Raw genomic sequence first — 24,838 nt, 5'->3', positions numbered from 1 at the left:
TAGTATGTCTTTAACCAAAAAAATCGACTTTGCCTTAATTATCCAAGTAAAAAATGCTAATCCAAACGGTGACCCATTAAACGGCAACCGTCCTCGTACCGATTTTGAAGGCTTCGGCGAAATCACCGATGTTTGCTTAAAACGCAAAATTCGTGACCGCTTGCAAGATGACGGCGAGAGCATTTTTGTGCAATCTGACGAAAAGAAAACTGACGGAATGACCAGCCTTGCCAACCGTGCGAAAGATAAGGATGTAGGTTTGGGTAATGAGGCATTCAACGCGAAAAAATCCAACCGTGATGAAACGGCGAAAAAATCCTGTGAAAAATGGCTTGATGTACGGAGCTTCGGGCAAGTATTCGCTTTTGGTAAAAGTGATGACGGTGCCGGCGTGTCGATTGCCGTGCGTGGGCCGGTAACCATTCAATCGGCATTTAGTGTTGAGCCGGTGTTGATTACCAGCACGCAAATCACTAAAAGCGTGAGTGGCGAAGGTGACGGCAGCAAAAAATCTTCCGACACTATGGGAATGAAACACCGTGTTGATGGCGGTATTTATGTGGCATATGGGGCAATGTCGCCGCAACTTGCCGAACGTACGGGTTTCTCTGATAACGATGCAGACAAAATCAAATCTGTTCTTACCAAATTGTTTGAAGGCGATGCCTCTTCCGCTCGCCCGGAAGGCTCAATGCAGGTGCTGAAATTGATTTGGTGGGAGCATAACTGCAAAACGGGGCAGTATTCCTCAGCGAAAGTGCATGGTAGCTTGAACGTGAGTGCAGATGGCAGTTACACATTAAGCCAGCTCGAAGGCTTGAAACCACAAGAAATTGACGGTTTCTAATATGCCAACGGTTTTGCAAAATTCCGAGCAAATCCGACCGCTTACAGGGCAGGAAAGCAATAAAGAAACGTTGCTTATTCCTCTTTCTGCCCTGCAACACTACGCTTTTTGCCCAAGACAATGTGCGTTGATCCACAATGAACAGGCGTGGGCAGAAAATTATCTCACCGCCCAAGGTCGCGTATTACACGAACGGGTGGATAGCGGCGAGCCAGAAACCCGCAAAGGCGTGCGTTTTGAACGCACCGTACATCTTTGTGCTGAGCAGCTTGGCTTAACCGGCATTGCGGATATGGTGGAATATGAACTGGCAAGCGGCAAGTTCAAACCTGTCGAATACAAACACGGCAAACCAAAACCGACCGCCATGGATGAAATCCAACTCTGCGCCCAAGCCCTCTGTTTGGAAGAAATGACGGGGCAGCGGATTGAGGAAGGGGCATTGTGGTATCAACAAACCCGGCATCGTGTGTTGGTAGTATTTTCAGACAGTCTTAGACAGACAACACAGGATACTATAGCCCAAGTCCGTAAATTGTTTATCAGTGGAAAAACGCCTGCACCTGAATACGGCAAACATTGCAAAGCTTGCTCGTTGGTGGAGGTTTGTCAGCCAAAGTTATTGGGCAGGGATAGGTCGGTAGTGTATGTGGGAGGATTATTTGGTGAAGACGTCTAAATAATATTTAAGTATATGAGAAATGTTTTTAGTTCCTAGTGATATTTAATATTTCATTAACGGTTTATTTTAGTAATCATTATTGACCTGTTCATTAGCTCGTCTTATCATAATTGCATTTTTAATCAATAATTGAGAGGTGAATATGAAAGTTAGAAATTATCTGCGTTGCTTGATTTATAGACAGGAAAATAAATTCTTATTTCTTTTGGAGGGAAATATAGGAAAGCTAATATATTTTATAATATCTGTTATAAGCGTTAGCTTATTGATTTCAGGAAAGCTTCCTTTCTAATATCTTAGGATATTGTTTCTTAAAGGAAGATCGATTGTCAGTCATTTAATGCCTGTGAGTTGAAATATTAATGGTTTTTTGTGAGCTGTTGTAAAGCATCACTGCCCGAATTAGGGCAGTTGTTATATAAAAGTGCGACTAAAACCAAGGGAATTCTCTAAATGCGAAAACTTCAAAACACCCTCTACATCACCACCCAAGGCAGTTATTTGCACAAAGAACGTGAAACCTTAGTGGTGGAGCAAGAACGAAAGAAAGTGGCACAGTTGCCGATTCATTCCATCGGACATATTTTCTGTTTTGGTAATGTGTTGGTTTCGCCGTTTTTGCTAGGGTTTTGTGGGGAGAATAATGTTAATGTCGCCTTTTTTAGCGAAAATGGACGATTTTTAGCCCGCTTGCAAGGGCGGCAGAGCGGTAATGTGTTGCTCCGAAGGGCTCAATATAAACGCTCGGAAGAAAACCCTATGCCGATTGCTAAAAATATTATCGCGGTGAAAATTCAAGCCTCTAAACGTGTATTACAGCGGAGGTTGCGAAATCACGGAGATTGTGCGCCTGTAGAGTCGGCGATAAGCGCTCTGAACATTAGCCTCAGACAGCTACAGAAAGCGGATAATTTAGATTTAATTCGAGGTATTGAGGGCGAAGCTGCTTCTCGCTATTTTGGTGTTTTATCATATTTATTAAGTGAAAAATGTGAATTTCAATTTAACGGACGCAATCGTCGCCCTCCAAGAGATGGCGTCAACGCTTTGCTCTCGTTTTTATACAGTGTATTGAGCAAGGATATTAGCGGAGCATTGCAAGGAGTAGGATTAGATCCGCAGGTTGGCTTTATGCATGCAGTTCGACCTGGGAGAGATAGCTTAGCACTTGATATTTTGGAGGAGTTCCGTGCATGGTGGGTAGACAGAATGGTACTATCGCTGATTAACCGAGGGCAAATTAAATTGTCTGATTTTGTGAACGAAGCGAGTGGCGCTGTGATTCTTAAACCAGAAGCCCGAAAGGTGGTTTTCCAAACGCTACAAGCTAAAAAGCAAGAAAAGATTATGCACCCGTTTCTACAAGAAGAGGTAGAAATTGGTTTATTGCCTTATATTCAAGCAATGTTATTAGCTCGCCATCTACGAGGTGATTTGGCAGAGTATCCCCCATTTTTAATGCGATAATGTTACAAAAAATCTGAAAAAACTAACCGCTTGTAGTAAGTATAGGGATAGAATTATGATGATGTTAATTACTTACGATATTTCTTTTGACCACCCAGAAGGGCAGAAGCGCCTGAGGCATATTGCCAAATACTGTTTAGATTACGGCATCAGGGTTCAATATTCTGTATTTGAATGCGATGTCACACCCGACCAATGGGTTAAACTCAAACAGAAATTACTCTCCACCTATAATCCGGAAACGGATAGTTTACGTTTCTATCATCTCGGAAGCAAATGGAGAAACAAAGTGGAGCACCACGGAGCAAAAAAAGCGGTGGATATGTTCAAAGATGTTCTAATTTTATAGATTTTCTGTTATCGCTAGCTACTTGTTCTCATCAATATATAGGGAGGCTAGCGATTTTAAAAGTTCTTTAATAATTAATTAGTTAAAAATTTTTATAGCATATTACTGAATGTGCTATACTCAAATCACCCCCTGTAACGACTGCTTTAGCGAAAATCAGGTAATACAACCTGATAGCATAACGTATTTTGATATAGGGGGCAGCTACCTACACGTAGCTGTGAGTTGAAACATTTTCTTTTACAACTGTTAGTGTTCTTCTATTAAGCAGCTACCTACACGTAGCTGTGAGTTGAAACTGATTGTGCCTAAAACAGGACATACATCAGACAGTTGCAGCTACCTACACGTAGCTGTGAGTTGAAACATTTGCTGACCGCTAAATAAAAGCCAAGAAGCCACGCAGCTACCTACACGTAGCTGTGAGTTGAAACTAGCAAGTATTTAATATGGGTTTTCATCTTCGGGCAGCTACCTACACGTAGCTGTGAGTTGAAACAAGACCGACAGTAAAAATCATAAGTAGCTCCTGTTGCAGCTACCTACACGTAGCTGTGAGTTGAAACCGATTGATGCAGGCGGAACAACTGCAGAAAGATGGCAGCTACCTACACGTAGCTGTGAGTTGAAACCACAAGGGGCATTTGATTCTGCGGTTTCACTGACCGCAGCTACCTACACGTAGCTGTGAGTTGAAACTAGTGATTTCGGTGGTATGGAAGACGTGTTAGGAGGCAGCTACCTACACGTAGCTGTGAGTTGAAACTCAACGGCTAATTTAATTAGTTGATTTTGGGGAATGCAGCTACCTACACGTAGCTGTGAGTTGAAACATCACAGAACCATCAAGATATTTTGGAGTCGGTAGCAGCTACCTACACGTAGCTGTGAGTTGAAACGCATCAACTACTAGGACAGCTGATGCTAAATTATTGCAGCTACCTACACGTAGCTGTGAGTTGAAACAATGCGGTCGCTTTTGCTCAGAATTTTACAAAAGCGCAGCTACCTACACGTAGCTGTGAGTTGAAACATTTTGGCAAATTTCCTCAAAAGTCAGATTGTGAGGCAGCTACCTACACGTAGCTGTGAGTTGAAACATTGTTAAGTTGTAATAATATTTTAACTATTTCAGCAGCTACCTACACGTAGCTGTGAGTTGAAACGCACCAGCTGCAGCAACTGAAGCCATATTCGCAAGGCAGCTACCTACACGTAGCTGTGAGTTGAAACGCCCTAAGTACGCTGCGGAGGTTCAATTATTAGGCAGCTACCTACACGTAGCTGTGAGTTGAAACAAAGGCATTGATGGAATGTTGTCTGAAATGACGAAGGCAGCTACCTACACGTAGCTGTGAGTTGAAACTTTTTGTTTAGGCTAAGGCAATGATACACCTTAGCAGCTACCTACACGTAGCTGTGAGTTGAAACCGCTTTATCAAGGGAGAAAAACTGACCTGAATCAGCAGCTACCTACACGTAGCTGTGAGTTGAAACGGTGATTTGTCCTTGTAGATAGCCTACAATTTTATGCAGCTACCTACACGTAGCTGTGAGTTGAAACCAGTTAAAGCAGGTGCTGCTTCTCCGTCATATTGCAGCTACCTACACGTAGCTGTGAGTTGAAACAAATTCCGTTGGTGATAGAATGACATATTCTTCATGCAGCTACCTACACGTAGCTGTCAGTTGAAACATCTAATCGCTGCAAAAAAGCGTAATGAGAAGTATGCAGCTACCTACACGTAGCTGTGAGTTGAAACAATACAATTAGGAGGTAAATTTGAGACTGTTTATAGCAGCTACCTACACGTAGCTGTGAGTTGAAACTGCTTGGCAAGCCGCCCTATCGTGCAAGTGTTAGATGCAGCTACCTACACGTAGCTGTGAGTTGAAACTCCCCAAACGAGATTTTTTAAAATACGGAGCATTGCAGCTACCTACACGTAGCTGTGAGTTGAAACACGAGGGATTAGCACAATGCGATTCTATTATCGCTGCAGCTACCTACACGTAGCTGTGAGTTGAAACTTAAATTAAATAGCATTGATGTAACTGTTGAAAGGCAGCTACCTACTCGTAGCTGTGAGTTGAAACACTGGTTCGGTAAATCGTGAAAATTCAGGATGTAATGGTCTAACCCATAGCAACAAACCAAAGACTATTTTTGATAAACTCTCTCAAAATGGAGAACAGCAAAATGGTTAAACTTTTTACCCCTGAGTATAAAAAGCAATGTGTTGAAATGGTGTTAGACGGCAAACATAGCGTCAGTCAAGTGTGTAAAATGATGCGAGTCAGCCAATCTGCCCTAAATCGTTGCTTGAATCGTTAGAAGCGGCAATTTCTCGCCGAGCAGCGGGGAATTCAGCGTTTGCGAGAAGGCATTTCCCACTCACAACTGTCCCGTTGTTTTTCGTTGAACCGTTCTACCAGCCATCGTTGAGAAAAATCGTCGCCTAATCAAACGTTGATGAGCTTGCAGGAAACGTTGCTATCCGCCTTTGAGGCAAGCGGTGAAACCTATGGCTCACGGCGTGTATCGCAGGCGGTGACGGATTTAGGAGTAAAAATCCACCTTCATAGAAGGTGGATTTGCTAAAGCCCCCTAGAAGGGGGCAATTAAAATTCGAATTCATAGAACCCGAATTTTTATATATCTGATAAACGAAGTTGCTTATCTTCTAATTCGTGCTTTTCCTGATATTTCACATACTTCCTTATCATTTCCGCATTGACACCTACGGTGTCTACGCAATAACCTCTTGCCCAAAAGTGGTTACCCCACAATTTATGCCTACGTAAATAGGGAAACTTATTGAACAATCTTATTGCTGTTCGACCTTTTAAATGTCCCATTACCTCTGATACAGATAATTTCGGGGGAATTTTTACCAATAAATGAATGTGATCTATTTGGACATTTAATTCCACTACCTCTACTTTCAACTGCTCACATAAAATCCTCAGCTGAACGTAGACTTCCTTCCCGACGTTTCCTTTTAGTATTCTATAACAGCCATTTGGGTGTCCAAATTAAATGATATTGATATTGACAATGCCAGATAACGTGCGATGATTTTGTAAATCGACTCATAGGTTTTTTCCTTATGTTGGTTATGGGGATAACTTTCTTGGAAAATTCTCTATGAGTTTTTTTATTCAGGCAAAAGCCTTTTAAGGCGATGACCACCTTCATAGAAGGTGGTTTTTAGTTAGTAATAAAACATGAGAGTTTCCTTTTTTGTTTAGATTGAATTTGGAAACTCATATTCTAAACGGTAAACTCTCAATTTTTAGAGTGAATTGTCAGATCAAGTCTGTTCTTCTACAGTTAATTAGACATCAATCTGAGCATATAATGCGTTGGTTTCTATAAAATCACGTCTTGGTTCAACTTCATCGCCCATTAGCGTACTGAAGAGCTTATCTGCTGCAATTGCATCGCTAATATTGACTTGCAACATTTTACGAGCTACTGGATCCATTGTAGTTTCCCATAATTGCTCTGGGTTCATCTCGCCTAATCCTTTATAACGTTGAATAGTTAAACCTTTACGAGACTCTTTCACCAACCAATCTAATGCTTCAGCGAAGCTACTGATATCTTGACGACGCTCACCACGCACAACGTAGGCTGAATCAGAAAATAAATCATTCAATTCATTACCCAATGCCACAATGTGGGCGTATTCATTACCATTGATAAAGTTATAATCCAAGCGATAAGTCGTATCCATACCATGAGTGGTCACAATAATGTGTGGCTCGTGAATTTGACGTTCTTCGTTAAACACCGTATGAATACGATAGAAACTACCGCCTACTTCTTTCTCCATTAAATTAGCCACAAAAGCCTCGCTCCAAGCGGTCATATTTGCTTCATTTTTTGCAAATTCAACTGAAAGCGGTTTTGAGTAAATTAATTCATTTAATAACAATATTGGATAACGTCTACTTAAACGCCCAATGAGTTTTTGCACGTGATTATATTGCGAAATTAAATTCTCTAATGCCACACCACTTAATGCAGGTGCATCTTTGCTTACATATAAACCTGCGCCTTCAAGGGCAATGTCAATTTCATATTGTGCCATTTCATCATTATCTTGAATATAACGCTCTTGTTTGCCCTTTTTCACCTTATAAAGCGGTGGCTGAGCGATATAAATATAGCCATTTTCAATCAACTCTGGCATTTGACGATAAAAGAAAGTTAATAAAAGCGTGCGAATATGGGCACCGTCCACATCTGCATCAGTCATAATAATGATTTTATGGTAACGTAATTTCTCAATATTGTAGTCATCACGCCCAATCCCTGTGCCTAACGCGGTAATTAAGGTTGCCACTTCTTGTGAAGAAAGCATTTTGTCAAAACGCGCTTTTTCTACATTTAGAATTTTACCTTTTAACGGTAAAATCGCTTGGTTTTTACGGTCACGCCCTTGTTTCGCCGATCCGCCTGCAGAATCGCCCTCAACTAAATAAAGCTCAGACAATGCAGGATCTTTCTCTTGGCAATCTGCTAATTTGCCTGGCAGACCGCCCAAGTCCAGCGCCCCTTTTCGACGTGTCATTTCACGAGCTTTACGAGCAGCCTCTCTTGCACGTGCAGCATCAATAATTTTAGTCACGATATTTTTTGCGTCATCTGGGTTTTCAGCTAAATAGTCTGATAATGCTTCATTCATTGAGCTTTCAACCGCACTACGCACTTCAGAGGAAACTAATTTATCTTTTGTTTGTGAGGAGAATTTTGGATCAGGCACTTTTACCGAAATCACGGCGACTAAGCCTTCACGTGCATCGTCACCTGAAGCATCAATATTCGCATCCGCTTTTTTCAACACACCGCTGTTATCCATATAATTTTTCAATGCACGGGTTAAAGCCCCTCGAAAGCCGGCTAAATGCGTACCACCATCACGTTGTGGAATATTATTAGTAAAGCAATAAACGCTTTCGTTGTAACTATCATTCCATTGCAGAGAAATCTCTACGCCAATACTGTCTTTTTCAGTCGTCAAATAGAAAGGGGTATTGTGAATATGCGTTTTGCCTTCGTTTAAATATTCGACGTAGGCTTTGATGCCCCCTTCGTATTTGAAGTGTTCTTCTTTGCCATCACGCTCATCAACTAATTTAATCGAAACCCCTGAGTTCAAAAAAGACAATTCACGCAAACGCTTTGATAAAATTTTATATTCAAATTCGGTTTTGTTTTTAAAAATATCTAAACTTGGCCAGAAACGAACAGATGTGCCTGTTTTATCGGTATTACCAATAATCGTTAATGGTGCATCAGGCTCGCCTAAACTATAGAACTGTTCGTGAACGTGCCCCTCACGGCGAATAGTAAGTTGTAATTTTGAAGAAAGTGCATTTACTACCGACACGCCTACACCATGTAAACCACCCGATACTTTATAGGAATTATCATCAAACTTACCGCCTGCGTGAAGAACCGTCATAATCACTTCCGCTGCAGAAACGCCTTCTTCTGGATGAATGCCAACAGGAATACCACGTCCATCATCTTGCACGGAAACTGAATTATCAGAGTGAATGGTCACGATAATATCTTTACAATGTCCTGCTAATGCCTCATCAATGGCGTTATCTACCACTTCAAATACCATATGGTGCAAACCCGTTCCGTCATCGGTATCACCAATATACATTCCTGGACGCTTACGCACCGCATCCAAGCCGCGTAAAACCTTAATACTTGAAGAATCATAACTTGTTGGTTGAGTTTGTTCAGACATTGTTATTCCTACTAATTTAAAATCGAAAAAATTGCGTGAATTATAGCAGAAAAATGCCAAAATGTATCGTAAAACAAGCGGTTAAATTTCTATTGGAATTTGCAAATTTTCCAATAAATTTAACCGCTTGTAGAGAATAAATAAGGGCTAAATTTTTAGCCCTTACTGCCATCAGAAATAAACCCCAACTAAAATCGCAAAAAAGACACCTAAGCCAACGTAATGATTGTTCAAAAATGCGTTAAAGCAATCGCTACGCTCTCGTTTTCTCGTTAGCCAACATTGATAAATAAATAGCGTTGCACTTAACGCCAAAACAATGAAATAGCCAATATTATACTCTTGTACGATGCCCACTAAGGTTAATAATATCAAGGTGATCAATTGCAATAACGCAATAATTTTATTGTCATATTGAGCAAATAAAATTGCGGTGGATTTTACCCCAATACGCAAATCATCATCACGATCAACCATCGCATATTGGGTGTCATAAGCCACCGTCCACGCAAGATTGGCAAAGAAAAGTAGCCAACATTCAAGTGGCAGAGCTTCACTTACCGCCCCAAAAGCCATTGGAATTGACCAGCCAAATGCCACTCCAAGCACCACTTGCGGTAAATGGGTAAAACGTTTCATAAAAGGATAAATAACCGCTAAAAATACGGCTACAAATGAAAGCAAAAAGGTGTATCGGTTGAGCATTAAATTGAGCATAAAAGCAAACAATAGCAATATCACAAAAATGATTTTAGCCTCTGTAATGGTAACCCTGCCTGTTGCTAACGGGCGTTGTGAGGTACGCTTAACGTACCTATCAATTTCTCTATCTGCATAATCATTAATCACACAACCAGCGGCTCGCATTACAATTACGCCAAGAGTAAAAATAAGCAAAATAGAAAGGGGTGGCATTCCATCTGCTGCTATAAATAACGCCCATAATGTCGGATGAAGTAATAGCAAGGTACCAATTGGCTTATCGAATCGCATTAATTGAGCGTAAGCAATCCATTTTTGTTTAGAGAAAAGGCTTTCTTTATTCATTACAAACTTTAACAATAACGTCTGATTGACTTAAATGATGTTGTAATTCTAGCGGCAAATCAGTATCTGTAAACAAATAATTTACTTCTTTAATATTTCCTAAACGAACAATAGCATTGCGACTGAATTTTGAGTGATCGGCGACCAACACCACTTGTCTAGCACATTCCATTAACGCTCTTTTTACCTGAACTTCGTGATAATCATAATCCAACATTGAGCCGTCTAAATCCACCGCACTAATACCCAAAATACAAAAATCCAAACGAAACTGATTAATAAAACGAACCGTTTCTTCGCCAATTAATCCACCATCGCTTCTTAAATTACCGCCCGCTACCGTAATTTGGCACTCTGGATTTTTCATTAAAATATGAGCAGCATTTAAATTATTTGTTACTACTTTTAAATTTTTATGTGAAAGCAACGCTAATGCCACAGCCTCAGAGGTTGTACCAATATCTAAAAAGATCGACGATCCATTCGGTATTAATTTTGCCACTTGCTGAGCTATCGCATTTTTCTCTTGCGAGAAAAATTGCTTACGGTGCGTATAATCACTATTTTCCGTGTTAGAAGGTGCTGCCGCTCCACCATGATGACGACGAATAAGATTGTTCTCCGCCATCTCATTTAAATCACGCCGAATAGTTTGTGGACTCACTTTCATCTGAGCCACTAACTCTTCAGTGCTGACATAACCTAGCTGATTGACTAATTCAATAATTTTTTTATGTCTATTTGCTTGCTTCATATCATTCCTTTTGCAAAAATTGGGTAGAAAAAGACCGCTTGCAAGCGGTCTTTTTTGCGTTATATTTTACAATTTATCAACGAGCTCGACAGCATAGCCGATGTAAGTCGCTGGTGTCATCTCTTTTAAGCGGGCTTTCTCATTTTCAGGAATGTCCAGCTTCTCGATGAACTCATGCATTGCTACTTCATCAACACGTTTACCACGCGTTAATTCTTTCAGCTTTTCGTATGGTTTTTCAATGCCATAACGACGCATTACGGTTTGAATTGGCTCAGCTAACACTTCCCAGTTTTGATTAAGCTCATCACGTAAATGCTGCTCATTCACTTCTAATTTGCTAATGCCTTTTAAAGTTGAAGCATAAGCAATTAACGCATAACCTAAACCTACGCCTAAATTACGCAGCACAGTTGAATCGGTTAAATCACGCTGCCAACGAGAGATAGGTAATTTTTGCCCTAAATGAGCCATAACCGCATTCGCTAAACCTAAATTTCCCTCAGAGTTCTCAAAGTCAATTGGATTCACTTTATGCGGCATTGTACTTGATCCAATTTCGCCTGCAATAGTGCGTTGTTTAAAATGATTTAATGCAATATAACCCCACATATCACGGTCAAAGTCGATCAAAATGGTATTAAAACGAGCCACGCAATCAAAAAATTCCGCAATGTAATCGTGCGGTTCAATTTGCGTAGTGTACGGATTCCACGTGACCCCTAGAGATTCCACAAACTCTTGGCTGAAATTATGCCAATCAATTTCAGGATACGCCGATAAATGTGCATTATAGTTCCCTACTGCACCATTAATTTTCGCTAAAATCTCCAAATTTTCCAGCTGTTTACATTGTCGCTTTAAACGATAAGCAACATTTGCCATCTCTTTCCCCATTGTGGTTGGACTAGCGGGCTGACCGTGCGTACGAGAAAGCAATGGAATGTTTTGATAACATTTTGCAATCGCTACTACTGAATCAATCACTTTTTTCCATTCAGGCAATAACACATCTTCACGTGCCTTTTTTAGCATTAAGGCGTGTGAAGTATTATTAATATCTTCTGAAGTACAGGCAAAATGGATAAATTCATTCACCGCTTGTAATTCAGGCAACACCTCACACTTTTCTTTTAAGAAATACTCCACCGCTTTTACATCGTGGTTGGTCGTACGTTCAATCGTTTTGATACGATTGGCATCCTCTAACGAGAAATTTGCTACAATTTGATTTAGGTAATCGTTTGCTATTTCTGAAAAAGCAGGAACTTCATTAAGTTGTGGGTGAGACGCCAATTTTTGTAACCAGCGGACCTCAACTTCTACGCGAAATTTTAATAAACCAAATTCACTAAAAATAGGACGAAGGCAAGCAACCTTATCTTGATAACGCCCGTCAATTGGGGATAACGCTGTTAGAGCAGTAAGTTCCATTGTTTTATGTTCTCCAAAATAATAAATGTTCGGTTAGATTTGACGATAAAGCTGCTGTGCCTGTTCGAAAATTTTCTTGCGTGAAAATAAAAACTGCCAGCGGCTACCACCTACTTGTTGCCATAAAATAGCAGCACGAATACCTGCAAGAAGTGATGCACGAATTTTATGTTGAATATCAGGGCGAATTAAATAATCCTGCATACCCATCACGTGAATTTTGGTGCCTAATGGGCTGATAATATCGCTATAAATTGAGGCCAAATTCACAATCATTTGATCTGCTAAAATATTATCTTCATAAAGTGGTAACTGACGTTCAATCTGTTGCAAACGTTGAGAGAGCTGCTGCTTCGCTTCAAGATTTTTATTTAATTTCTGACTAAGTGCAATCAAGCTTACCCAATAACGCCCCACTTCAGTATCTAACTTACCATTGCCACCACCTGTTTGAGACATCGCCGTTTCCAACCCTATTTTTAGATGAGAAAGATCATGGCCAAATACACTTAGCGTGGACTCAGGCTGCGTCACTAATAAGCTACGGATAGATTGTCTAAATGCTTCTCTATCTGCCGTGCCTTTATGTGCAAATTGTTGCACTAAATTCGCCGCTTGGCATATTCCAGCATAGGAAATTGTAATATCGTAATAATCTGCCATTTTTCTAAAGTTCAGTATGGTTAAAAATCAGTGGCGAATATAGCATTTTTTACCATTCTTTTGAATGGCAAAAGGTATTTATCTGATAAATGTGTTAATCGATAATAGATACGTTTTTGAGTAACTTTATAAAATTATCCTAATAGCTTTCCATTATCCATTCGGTAAATGACATCAAATCTGTCTAATCCACTTTGTCTATGGGTAATCATCAATAATGTTCTGTTTGCACAATGCGTTAAAATCAGATTTAAGATGTGCTGTTCGGTTTCACGATCTAGCCCTTCGGTTGGTTCGTCTAGTAGTACTAACTCAGCTGAACTTAGCAGCAAACGAGCAAGCCCTAATCGTCGTTGTTCGCCACCTGAAAGCGGTCTTCCACCTTCGCCTAACCAAAGCATTAAACTTTCCGTTTCTAGTAAGTAGCCTAGACCTACTTTTTTTATCACCTCAATCATCTGTTCATCAGTTGCTGCTGAGTTCCCCATTAATAAATTATCACGCAGAGTTTGGCTGAAAATATGCACGCGTTGGCTAAGCGTGACTAATTTTGAGCGTAATGTTTGCTCTGAGAAATCTTCAATTTTGCAATTATTTAGCCAAATTTGACCGCTTGTTGGATCATAATTACGGTTTAACAATTGGAAAATCGTCGATTTTCCGCTGCCTGTTTTACCTAAAATTGCGACTTTTTGTCCTTTAAACACGTCAAATGAAAGATCATTTAATACCTGTTGCTCGCCATTCCAATACGCAAAATTAACATTTTCAAAACGTACAAGCGGTTGATTCAGGCTCAAATTTTGCCATTCTGCTCTGCCATTAAATTGCACATTCGGCTGCTGTTCCGTAATTTCGTTAATACGTTCGGCAGCAGTAATCACCTGCCCTAAATGTAAAAATGAGATGCCAATCGGGCTAAGTATTTCAGCTGATGCCATTACGCAAAACACCACTAATGCAATTAAAGCTTCGGGGTATTCCGCTGTTGGTACATTAATTGCAGTAGAAACCAAGTAGATCACAACACAAGTTAAAATGCCATTTGAGAGCATTAGCAAAGCATTCGACAAACCCGAAAGTTGGCTTTCTTTACTTTGTGCGTTGAGCCATTGACGTTCTGTATTTTGTAGCCTTTTAGTTACTTGGTTTAAGTTGCCAAACAATAAAAATTCCGCATTTAGTTGAATCCATTCAATAAATTGGCTACGGTAATTCGCTCGATTTTGTATTGCATTTCGCCCCAAATTCAGCCCTAAATGGTAAAACACCGTTGGCACAATAATTAATAATGCTAAAAGTGTGCCACAAATGATCAGCATTAATGAAACAGAAACGAACGATAACCCAATTGCCATAAACAAAATAATCATTATTGCACTCATAAATGGCGAAATGAGGTTAAGATATAGCGTATCTAAAGTATCAACGTCCGCCACTAAACGGTTTAACAATTCGCTATTTCTAAAACGATTTAGACCGCTTGGACTAAGTGGAATGAGTTTTTTGAACACACTGACACGCAAGTTCGCCAATACACGGAAGGTCGCATCATGGGTAACTAATTTTTCAAAATAGCGTGATACGGTACGAAAAATCGCCAGCCCTCTCACGCCTGAAGCTGGGTAAAAAAAGTTAAAAATAATTGCATTACCCGCTAAAAATGAGGCAGCTAAAAACCAACCTGATAGGCTTAATAAACCAATACTAGCCGCCAATCCAACAATTGCCAGTACAATCCCTAACAATAAACGCCCGAAATGGGTTTGGTAGAGAGAAAAGAATGGGAATAACGATTTCATTAGATTTCTCCCTGATGAACTAATTCATTACGCAATAATTCAGCAAAAAAGCCTGTATGCTCTAATTCAGCAAAATTACCTTGTTGGATAATTTGCCCCTGTTTCATTACCCAAATTTCATCGCATTGTGTTAAATCTTCTACACGGTGGGTAATCATCAACGTAGTTTGCTCACGGCTTAAATGATGTAATGCGTCTAATACTTGCTGCTCAGAGTCTATATCTAGACTTGCCGTTGGTTCATCAAGTAACAATAATTCATAACGGCGTAGCAAGGCTCTAGCAATCGCAATACGCTGAGCTTGCCCACCCGAAATGCCGATATTGCTATCTTGTACTTGATGCTCTAACCCTAAGCGTGAGACAAATTCATCCGCTTTAGCTAAACGTAATGCTTGTGCAATGTCATTGTCTGTCGCGGCTGAATTACCAAGCAAAATATTCTCTTTTAAGCTACCACGCATTAATTGCGGATTTTGCCCCACCCACGCTAATTTTGCTCGCCATTCGTTTAAATTCAGCTCACGTAATTCTGTACCATTAATACTAACTGACCCTTCATAAGGCAAAAAGCCAAGTAACATATTCATTAACGAACTCTTACCTGCCCCACTTTGCCCAACTAAGGCAATGTGTTTATTGGCATTTATCTTAAAATTCAACGGTTTTGTTAAAGCCTTGCCTTGGGGTGAAAGGATAATACACGCGTTTGCCTCAATCACAAGCGGTCGATTTTCCATTGATTTTTGCAAATTGCCACTTTGCGTTTTAACTTCTTCGTTTAAAAACTTTTCGATACTATCCGCCGCCCCAATCGCTGCCGCTTTATCGTGATAAAAAACGCCCAATTCACGCATAGGCTGATAGAATTCAGGCGCTAACATTAAGCAGAAAAAGCCAATAAACAATGTAACGCCCGTGTTGTAGTAGCCGAAATCAAGCTCCCCTAAGAAGATAAAACCAAAATAAACTGCCATCACCGCAATCGAAATAGAGGTAAAAAACTCCAATACTGCTGACGATAAAAATGCCATTTTTAAAACGTCCATAGTGCTGGTGCGGAAATCTTCCGTACTTTGGTGGATTTGATGGGTCTGTTTTTCAGATTGCCCGAATAGACGAATAGTTTCAAGGCCTTTTAATTTATCTAGAAATTGACCGCTAATACGAGAAAGGATACCGATATTACGCTGATTTGCCTCAACGGCTTTCATTCCAGCTAAAATCATAAATAGTGGCAATAGCGGCATTGTAGCAAACAGAATCACACCCGCCGCCCAGTTAATTGGGAAAACAAAACATAGGATTACAAGCGGTATAATTAGCGATAAAAATTGCTGAGGTAAATAACGAGCATAGAAATTATGCAGATTTTCTACCTGCTCTAACATTAAAATTGCCCAGCTACCCGCTGGCTTTTGCTGAATGCTCATCGGCCCAACCGCTTCCAACTTCGCCAAAATTTGTTTACGAAGATGCAAACGTAACGTTTGCCCTGCTTTAAAGCCAACACGCTCACGCAAAAAAATCAATAATGCTCTAGCGATGAAACAGCCAAATAATAAAATGATCTCGTTAATAAAAGTGTTCGGAGATAGTTTCTCCACAATCATTTTTTGAAGCATTGTGGCTAGCAACCACATCTGCCCAATCATACATAAACTACTGAATATCCCTAACAGTACATTTAAGTGTATATATTTTTTAATGACTTTCTGCTGACTTTTAAGCCATTTTTGCAATTCGTGTTGGCGTTGTTTTTCCATAATGTGTAATTTTTTACTTTTTCGACCGCTTGTATAGAGGTGCCATTTTACTATAAATATAAAGAAAAAAGGTTGTTAATGTGCCACATTAACAACCTTTAGATTAGAACAATTTATCAAATTGGAAGCGGTACATTAAATCAACCGCTTGGTTTACATTAGAAACCCATTGCAAATAAAGTCTTCTGGTTAAGTTGTATCTTAATGTGAGTTCGGTTAAAGGAACAAATAAGCCAAAACCATATTTCACACGGAAGCGAGGCGACAGGCTAGCACTCACTTCTACTCTGGTTTTGTCACCGATACCAGCAGTACTTACACTTAAATCTTTTAAGCCAAAAGCACTACCCACATCGCCGAGTAATTTACTGCTTTTTGATAAACTCATACTCAGCAAGGCTGCCGCCATTTCATTACTTGAACCAGGATCGCCGCTACTGTCTAATGAACGCCCTGTCAACACATAAGAAAGTGCTTCATTTTGCGACATTGCAGGATTGGAGAATACTTTCACTGTTGGATTATCCGCTAACCCCGTCACGCGCACACCCGCGGTAATATTAGGATCTTCCATTACATCTGGATTCCTAATTGCTTCAATATCTAAGTAAGGCTGCGATGGTGAGCCAGCAAAACTAATATTTCCTTTTTGAATCAGCAAGTCTTGTCCATAAGCAGCAAAACGGCCTTCATCTAAGCGAACCTGTCCATAAAGCCCTAAACCTTGTTTACCACGGCGAACTGAGAGCGATCCATTTAAATTACTATTTAAACCATAGGCTTTAACTTTTACATCATTGCCAATGTTAATGTTAATATCTGCATTAATCTCCATTCCTCCAGCCGTTTTATTCGGAATAGTCTGTTGATTAAATGGCACTTTTTTTATTGCTGAGCCATCCATAATAACTTCATCATTACTTACTTTAATCGCTTGTTCTGGCAACTCTTCTACTTCAATTCTTGCCCAAGGTATATCAATATTACCGCTTAAGGTTAATAACGTTGGTGTCGCAACTACTTGAATATCAGGGCTAACTTCTACTCTCGCCAAGTTTGGAATATCCACTTTAAAGCGGTCTGCTTGTGCGTGAATTCTCGTTCTCCAAGCATTGATATTTCGCCAATCTGCATCACCTTCTAAGAGCAAATCACTTTCTTTCGTTTTTACTCTCCCACTTAATGTAGAGGTTGCCCCCTGAAAGTTCATCGCTAAATTACCGCCTGTTATATCAAATGGCATAGTCACAGAGCGAACTTTTAGATCAGTTAAATTTAGATTACCGTATAGCAATGGCGAGGTCGCTTTACCACTTACTTTTAAGCGAGCATTAATACTTCCATCAACAAAATCACCTCGATCAAGCAGTGGCTGAACAAGCTTTAAGGTTAATTGATCAATATTGATATTACCCGATAAAGTTCTAGTATTGGTCAGATCTCGAATCACTAAATCGCTTGAAAGTGTGCCGTTATTTTCAACCTTTAACTTAGATTTCAAGGTTAAATTGTTATCCGCCATTTTCAAATTCATTTTTAATGGCGAAATAGTGAGAGGGAAAGTACGGCCTCCTTCTATTTTTTGCACAAGTTTTATTGAGTTGGACATTACATCCAAATTAACCTGTGGTTGTTTATCTTTAAACCAAGCAACATCACCTTTAGCATTCACGATACCTGAAATTTGACTGGCGTTATCAAGATAATTTTGTAATATTGCCAAATCAAACTTGCGGATATCAAACGGTACTTTACCCTCTTGTCCTGCATTAAACGCGGTAGGGAAGCAGATATGAACTTTCGGATTATGCCAGCAATGAGCAGACACATTCGCATTAACCGCCTTATTGTCATATTTTATATTTACTGCTTTGTCTGTTTGCAGTTTGCCAAACTCAGCAGATTGAATGACTACTTGGCTTAATTGCCCTTCCCAAATTTGTTGCAAGCGGTCAAATTTTCCAGAAATTTGCAAATCCACCCCAACTGGATTACCTTTTGAGGTAAATGTTAAGGTATGGTTAGCTTCATTGCCTTTTGCCAATAAAGTGGCACTATCTACTTTAATATCATTATAGGCAAATTGACGGAGCTCTAATGATAAATTACCTTGGCTAGCTTTTTCGGTAATAATGTTGCCTTTTGCGATTAAACTTTGCAGCTTGAATTGTTCATAGCTCACATTTGAGGCAACTAAATCTAAATCCAGATTTGGCTCAGTAAGCTTGCCTGATAACTTCACCTTACCATTTACACTTGCTTTTAAATTCGGCACTAAACCTTGCAGATTAGGGGCTTTAATGTCAGCATAAAAATCTGACTCTTCACCTAAAATGCCTTTCAGATCAATATTATTTTCACCATAAATAAGAGATAGACTTGGAACATCTAAAAGTTGCTGATTGTTCGCATTTAGATTTCCCTTTAATTGAAGATTTTTGTTGTTTAACGCACCGTTAATATCAATATTTGAAATATCCGCTTTCCAATCATTGCCCTTGTTGCCACGTCCTACATAACCTTGAGAAGATAAAGAGCCTGATAATACTGCATTCCAATCACCCGCTAACGTTTTTGTATTAATATTGCTCAGCTTAAGCGTTGAGTTCCACTCTACGCCTTCTGTCCAGTCAATTAAACCAACAAGTTGTACGTTGCCGTCTAACGTATTTAAGTTTAAATCATCAATATTAAAATGCGTTAATGTCCCATTTCCTGTTAAATCAGCGAAACTTGGAGGAATGCCCATTCCTTTAGCTCTCATTTTTGCTGCCAGATTATAGGCAAAGAGATTGCCGTTTAAACGAATGTCGATATGCTCTAAAACCAGCTTTTCATCGTCTTTTTGTGATGTAAAAGGATACTTCACCGATTCACTTTTAAGCACTATGTCAAAAGGTGTTTTTTCAGTAGCAAGTTCAATATGACCATCTAACCTAGCATTAATCGCACCCTCTGTTTTTAGGTTAATAGTCGTTTTATCATAGAGCGCTCCAGAAAGATTGGCATTGATATAACTAAATGGCAACGTCACATTTGCCTGTTTTGCCGCTATGCCTTCTAACTGCCAATTTAATGGATAATTATCTTTAAGTGAGAGCGTACCTGTTGCACTTAGATCACCTAGATCACTTTTTAAGTCCAAACGCTGTAAGCTAACAAGCTGATCTTTTGCTTGTGCCTCAATTTGTAAAGACTCTACATTGAGCAACGGAATCGAATCAGCCCAATGATCTTGGTCGGCTTGCGATTTTTGAGCGACTGAAACATTCGTAATATCAATTTGCTCAATAGTTAAATCTAGCGGTAAAGAAAGGCGAATATTTTTATTCAGAATTGGTTGTTCTAATTGGGTTCTAATTGCGGCCCAATCTATTTTATTTTTATGATGAGATTGTGTTTCTGCTATAGTTTTTCCCTGCAATTGCTGGAAGCCTTCAGCTAATTTTTCATCTGTTTTCTCGACTGCATCTTGAATCACCTGCTCTGCGATTTCTTGTGCATTCGTTGGATTTTTTTCTACCGTGACTGTTGCATTTTCTGACTTAAAATCGACCGCTTGTGTCTCTGACGCATCTACTTTTTTTGCAGCTAATAGCAGATTTAAGCCATCTAATCTTGTTGGGTGAATAATAACTTCACGGTCTTTGCCAGAAATTGAGGTATTTAAGTGATTGAGATGAATATCCATATCATCAACACTAACCTCAATATTCTCTAATGTAATATTTTTCGCTGAAATGCCCAGTGGTAAATTTAACTCAGTAAACGGCTTATTTTCTTTTTCTGGAGAACGAGGTAATTTAGTCGTATCAATAGCAACTTTAGCATCTTTCACATTAAAATCATTTAAACAAACCTCGTACTTAATCAAGCAGTTAAAATCAATATGTAAATTCGATTTACCTAGTTGTACATTCACACCATCTATGACAAATTGAGTATCGGAAAGGACTAATCCATCTTGAATACTGCCTTCTACTTTACCAATTTCTAAAGGTTCAATAATTTCAGCCACCCATTGTACTGTTTTACGTTGTCCAAAGCCCGTAGATAAAAATAAAATGAGGGAAAAGAGAAGTGCTAAAATAATGCAAATCCCCCATTTTAAGAAACGCCATTTTGACTTATTCTTAGGCACTTTATGTTGCGACTGTGCTTCTGTATTATCAGTTATTTGTTGTTTTTCTTCATTCATCATTTTAAATACTTAATAGTAGTGTGATAAAAGTAAATACTGAGTAAAATAATACTGCTTGTATTAAATATCTGAGCCTAAACCGATGTAAATTTGGACACCACGTTTACCTTCAGGCGATTTTACTGGTGCGCCAACATCAAATTTAATAGCACCGACAGGAGAAACCCAACGAACCCCTAGCCCAGAGCCATGATGTAGTGCTTTTGTTTTAAACTTATTTGAAGCTAAACCCACATCATAAAACATTGCTCCCCACCAATTTGGGTAAACTTGATATTGATATTCTACTGTCCCTGTCGCTAAATGCGAACTGCCTACTCGTTTTCCTGTAGCGGGATCACGTGGCGAAATCTCTTTATAACCAAAACCACGCACACTCATATCTCCCCCAGCAAAAAAACGTAATGAAGGAGGAATACGTTCAAACTGGTTAGCTTTCAAATACCCTAATTCTGCTCTTAGATAGAAACGATGGTTATTAATATAAGTTCTCACAAAAGATGTAGATGCTTTATAACTATAAAAATTCACATCCGAACCGAACGCTTTACTCCCCCAATTCACTGTTAGCCTCTGGCTATCCCCCCATAATGGATAAGGTTTACCATCTGTACGAGTGCGGTTTAACGAAGCAGTTGGGTAAATCAGTAAGGTTTTAAATTTATCACGTGCTTGAGTAAAAGAATCATAACGAGCTTTGACACCTGCTGAAAACGACCAACCAGTGGTATGCGTCCAATAGCGTTTTAATCCCAAAGTTGCTGCTGTTGATTTAGTATCTTTTTGATCTTCATTTTCAAATGTACCCGAAAATTGGTAATAGTAATGCAGCGGATCTTCTTTTAGTGGAACGTTATAACCAAACTCAAATCTCTGCTCAGGAGTAGAAAGATAAGTTCGAGTCTCAATGCTGTGCCCTCGCTTGTTTCGCCAAGGCTTTTTCCAGTTAAATTGTAAACGTGGTCCAATCTGAGTTTCATAACCGATACCAACTTCAACCTCATTTTTCTTCTTCGGTTGAAAAAGAATATTTAAATCAACAATTTTAGCTTGCTCATTTAAATGTGGCTCAACAATAACCGACGAGAACCAGTTACTAGATAAATAATCTTGAGTTAAAATAGAAAGCTCGTTAGCAAAATAAGGTTCGCCTGAACGTATTCGTAGAATATTTTGCAAATACTCTTCCTTAATTTGGCTATCTACAAAGCGAATTTTCCCGTAGCGATAGCGAATACCGCTATCGTAACCTAAACGCCAATCAGCTTTATGATCCGTTGGATAAACTTCTAAACGATGATAAAGCCAATGCCCATCAAAATAGCCTTTACTAAATGCCTTACTTTCAATACTACTTTTAAAGCTTTCATAAGTTTTATGGTTTAAGCGAGAACCTTGCTTCGGCACTTTTTTGATAAGATGAGCAAAATCCCCATCATTTCTTGCCTCACCTTGTAACAAGATATCCGTTTCATCAATTTTAACTACTTCTTTATCTAACTGCACATTTAGCACTAACGAAGGCTTTTTGCCTTGTTGTGGAACTTGCATAAATTGATATTCGCTATTGTAGTAACCCAAGGCACGTAACGCTTTATCCACAGCAGTTTGCACTAAATATTGATGGCGTTTAGAACCATCTGCATACTGATTGGCAAGTTGACCTAAATACAAATCAACGTTTTTTTTCGCTTCTTTATCGTGAATACCTTTCACTTCTAAAGTTACTAATGCTTCAACCTTTTCTTTTTCATTAGGTTCGTCTGTGAGTTTGTCTTCTAACGATCTAATCCTCTTGGCATCAACATCTGTAATTCTATGTTGTTGATTAGCCTGAGCCATTGAAGTAAAGACAACTAAGCAACAGAATGTTAAAAAATGTAATTTTGTATTCATTGGTAACCTTTTATTATTTTGGAATACCGCGTAACAGCGGCACGCTTTCATAAGGTGGCACAGAAGTTAGTGCAGGCTCTTGCTCAAATATCATCATGAACGGTTTTTCTGGCACAACTTTTTCATTTCGCCATAATGCTCCTACCCCAATTAATTCAATATCTTTAGGCAACTGAGCTAAATTTTGTTTAAGTACACTAATTGTATTCTTGCGAGGATGCCCAATTACCACGGCTACGCCATTTTTTCGGGCATATTGAATTGCCAATGCAAATTGTTTTTGTACATCAGAAAGTAGATCGCTATCATCTAAAAAAATATCTCGCTCTAACGTTTTCACGCCAAATTCACGAGCTGTTTTGGCAGCAACACTACTGCCAATCGTTTTACTATCTAAAAAAAACAGGGCATTTTCTTTCAATACGTTCATTAAATGTTGCATTGTTGCCAAATCTGACGTTGCACCACTGCCCATATGGTTATTTAAACCAATCGCATAAGGCACTCGGCTACGAGCAGACTCAACAAGTTTACGAATTTTTTCTTCGCTATCGCCAATTTTAACACCGACTTCAATGAATTCTTTAGATTTCGGCTCCATCGGCAAATGGATTAAAATATCACGCTTTTGAACATAAGCATCGGTAGCCCGTTCTTCAGCATAAGGAGCTGCAGGAATAATCGCAACGCTCACTTCTTTGGGAAGTGATAAGATTTCAAGATCGCCTTTAACGCGATAGCCCACATCATCAATTACAATCGCTAACTTTGCGGCTTGTGCAAGCGGTGAAAAAAGTAGAAAAATTTGCAAAAAATTCTTAAAATTTAACCGCTTGTAAATCTGTTTTAGCATCTATTTCACCAAATTTAGGGGGTTAATCGGTCTGCCTTTACGAGTTATTCCAAAATAGAGTGCAGAGCTACTTTGACCGCCTGTATTTCCCACTTTTGCAATAATTTGCCCCGCATTTACTCGGCTACCTTTATTTACTAAAATAGATTGGTTATAACCATAAAGGGAAATGTCACCATTACCGTGATCAATTGCCACCATATTGCCATAGCCAGCGAGCCATTCTACCATAATTACTCTGCCGCTTGCCATTGCTTTTACAGACGTCCCCGCAGCCGCACCAATCACAACACCATGCCAATTATTGCCAAATTTAGTTATGATATTCCCCGAAACTGGCATAATATATCTGCCTGACGTAATTAGTGTATCTATTTTATTTGCATTTTTAGAGGATTTAGCCTGTTCCTTCGCTTCTCTATTTTGTGCTTGTTGTGATTCTCTCTGTGCCTTTTCTAATTGTTCTCTTAATGCTATTTCATTATTACGTAAGTTTTCTAAACGGCTTTCCTCTTTTTCCAAGGTTTTATTAAGCGAACGTAATGTGCTTTCACGTTGGCTCTGTACTTTCTTTAAATTTCTTTCTTGCTTCTTCTGCTCGCTTAGCTGAGCCTGGTGATCTTTCTGCTGTCCTTTCAACTCATCATTTCTGGCTTTTAAATCTGCTTGCGTTTTGCGAATATCAACAATAGCATCAATACGAATATTATTCATATGCTCATAATAAGCGGTCATTCTTTCCACATTTTTTGTCTCTTCAGACATTAAACGTGCTAGAACCGATGGATTTACCCCTGAACGATACGCCGAATCTAACTGCTCTTTTAATCGCTCTTTTTGCTCTTTTTCTTGATTTTCTAAACGAGTGATTTCCGCCTCAGTTGCTTTAATGGTTCTGCTCACTTCACTTAACGACATCTGAGTTTGTTGCAACTTATCCAGCACTTTTCCCATTTCTACCTCTTGAGTTTTAAGTGTGGATTGCAATTCGTTACGTTTTTGCTTCTGCTCATTAATTTTTGAAGCTTGCTGTTGAATTTTTTGCTGAATTTGATTTAGATTATTCGCAAAAGAAAACGATACAGAAATGCTCATTGCCCCGCCTAAAATGGCAGCCCAAGTGTAAGAATTTATTCGTTTCACAAATATACCTTTTAATCCAAAACATTACGAGGCTATATTCTAGTCGGTTATTTGCTCAAGATCAGCTTTTTAGTGAAAGAATTTAACTATCTATTTAAAAATCTAACAAATTTTGTTATAAATAGCACAGTTTACACCCATTAATTTTACTCAATGTAAGGAG

16 protein-coding genes, 1 pseudogene and 1 CRISPR repeat array are annotated in these 24,838 nt (G+C 39.2%); of the genes and pseudogenes, 5 read left to right on the top strand and 12 right to left on the bottom strand.

The annotated features are described in order from the left end of the window. The first annotated feature begins 4 nt into the window (after positions 1 to 4). The 5 genes from cas7c (at position 5) to GM698_RS09400 (ending at position 5,680) form a co-directional block, all read left to right on the top strand. Positions 5 to 847: a type I-C CRISPR-associated protein Cas7/Csd2 gene (cas7c, locus tag GM698_RS09420; protein ID WP_176808633.1), complete on the top strand. Its 843-nt coding sequence runs from the start codon at positions 5 to 7 to the stop codon at positions 845 to 847. A 1-nt stretch (position 848) separates the two neighbouring features. Beyond that, a complete protein-coding gene (gene cas4 / locus GM698_RS09415) occupies positions 849 to 1,526 on the top strand; it encodes a CRISPR-associated protein Cas4 (RefSeq protein ID WP_176810110.1) in 678 nt (225 codons plus the stop codon). Positions 1,527 to 1,982: 456 nt separating this feature from the next. Beyond that, on the top strand, positions 1,983 to 2,996 hold the full coding sequence (cas1c, locus tag GM698_RS09410) for a type I-C CRISPR-associated endonuclease Cas1c (RefSeq protein ID WP_176810111.1): 1,014 nt from the start codon (positions 1,983 to 1,985) through the stop codon (positions 2,994 to 2,996). Positions 2,997 to 3,051: 55 nt separating this feature from the next. After that, positions 3,052 to 3,345: a CRISPR-associated endonuclease Cas2 gene (gene cas2 / locus GM698_RS09405; RefSeq protein WP_176810112.1), complete on the top strand. Its 294-nt coding sequence runs from the start codon at positions 3,052 to 3,054 to the stop codon at positions 3,343 to 3,345. 200 nt (positions 3,346 to 3,545) lie between these two features. After that, positions 3,546 to 5,442: direct repeats of the CRISPR family, unit length 32 nt; unit sequence GCAGCTACCTACACGTAGCTGTGAGTTGAAAC. A gap of 103 nt (positions 5,443 to 5,545) precedes the next feature. Further along, the gene (locus GM698_RS09400) at positions 5,546 to 5,680 is read left to right on the top strand and encodes a helix-turn-helix domain-containing protein (protein WP_176808638.1); all 135 of its coding nucleotides are present in this window, start codon (positions 5,546 to 5,548) and stop codon (positions 5,678 to 5,680) included. Positions 5,681 to 5,997: 317 nt separating this feature from the next. Here GM698_RS09400 and tnpA read toward each other — a convergent pair. The 12 genes and pseudogenes from tnpA to GM698_RS09340 form a co-directional block, all read right to left on the bottom strand. Beyond that, a pseudogene (gene tnpA / locus GM698_RS09395) lies at positions 5,998 to 6,442 on the bottom strand (IS200/IS605 family transposase). A gap of 241 nt (positions 6,443 to 6,683) precedes the next feature. Further along, positions 6,684 to 9,116 carry a DNA topoisomerase (ATP-hydrolyzing) subunit B gene (gene gyrB / locus GM698_RS09390; RefSeq protein ID WP_209289333.1) on the bottom strand — a complete coding sequence of 811 codons (2,433 nt, stop codon included), beginning with the start codon at positions 9,114 to 9,116 and terminating at the stop codon, positions 6,684 to 6,686. 171 nt (positions 9,117 to 9,287) lie between these two features. After that, on the bottom strand, positions 9,288 to 10,163 hold the full coding sequence (gene ubiA / locus GM698_RS09385) for a 4-hydroxybenzoate octaprenyltransferase (RefSeq protein WP_209289332.1): 876 nt from the start codon (positions 10,161 to 10,163) through the stop codon (positions 9,288 to 9,290). Further along, the gene (locus tag GM698_RS09380; protein ID WP_176810116.1) at positions 10,156 to 10,917 is read right to left on the bottom strand and encodes a DeoR/GlpR family transcriptional regulator; all 762 of its coding nucleotides are present in this window, start codon (positions 10,915 to 10,917) and stop codon (positions 10,156 to 10,158) included. Before GM698_RS09380 ends, ubiA begins: the two co-directional genes overlap by 8 nt. 66 nt (positions 10,918 to 10,983) lie before the next feature. Further along, entirely contained in the window at positions 10,984 to 12,351 is a 1,368-nt protein-coding gene (purB, locus tag GM698_RS09375) for an adenylosuccinate lyase (RefSeq protein WP_209289331.1), read from the bottom strand. Positions 12,352 to 12,384: 33 nt separating this feature from the next. After that, positions 12,385 to 13,014, bottom strand: coding sequence for a high frequency lysogenization protein HflD (gene hflD, locus GM698_RS09370; RefSeq protein ID WP_209289330.1), 630 nt, complete (start codon positions 13,012 to 13,014; stop codon positions 12,385 to 12,387). Between the two features lie 134 nt (positions 13,015 to 13,148). Further along, positions 13,149 to 14,816: a cysteine/glutathione ABC transporter ATP-binding protein/permease CydC gene (gene cydC / locus GM698_RS09365; RefSeq protein WP_209289329.1), complete on the bottom strand. Its 1,668-nt coding sequence runs from the start codon at positions 14,814 to 14,816 to the stop codon at positions 13,149 to 13,151. Next, on the bottom strand, positions 14,816 to 16,582 hold the full coding sequence (gene cydD, locus GM698_RS09360; RefSeq protein WP_176808645.1) for a cysteine/glutathione ABC transporter permease/ATP-binding protein CydD: 1,767 nt from the start codon (positions 16,580 to 16,582) through the stop codon (positions 14,816 to 14,818). The genes cydC and cydD overlap by 1 nt, the downstream gene beginning before the upstream one ends. 103 nt (positions 16,583 to 16,685) lie before the next feature. Beyond that, positions 16,686 to 20,783: a translocation/assembly module TamB domain-containing protein gene (locus tag GM698_RS09355; protein ID WP_245189262.1), complete on the bottom strand. Its 4,098-nt coding sequence runs from the start codon at positions 20,781 to 20,783 to the stop codon at positions 16,686 to 16,688. A gap of 60 nt (positions 20,784 to 20,843) precedes the next feature. Then, on the bottom strand, positions 20,844 to 22,679 hold the full coding sequence (locus tag GM698_RS09350) for an autotransporter assembly complex family protein (RefSeq protein ID WP_176810120.1): 1,836 nt from the start codon (positions 22,677 to 22,679) through the stop codon (positions 20,844 to 20,846). Positions 22,680 to 22,692: 13 nt separating this feature from the next. Further along, a complete protein-coding gene (locus GM698_RS09345; protein WP_209289328.1) occupies positions 22,693 to 23,532 on the bottom strand; it encodes a divergent polysaccharide deacetylase family protein in 840 nt (279 codons plus the stop codon). Beyond that, positions 23,533 to 24,627 carry a peptidoglycan DD-metalloendopeptidase family protein gene (locus tag GM698_RS09340; protein ID WP_209289803.1) on the bottom strand — a complete coding sequence of 365 codons (1,095 nt, stop codon included), beginning with the start codon at positions 24,625 to 24,627 and terminating at the stop codon, positions 23,533 to 23,535. Positions 24,628 to 24,838: the final 211 nt, after the last annotated feature.

Origin of the sequence: Mannheimia sp. ZY171111, assembly GCF_017750945.1 — a bacterium.
Taxonomy (GTDB): Bacteria; Pseudomonadota; Gammaproteobacteria; order Enterobacterales; family Pasteurellaceae; genus Mannheimia; species Mannheimia pernigra.
This window is presented reverse-complemented; position numbering and strand designations above follow the sequence as displayed.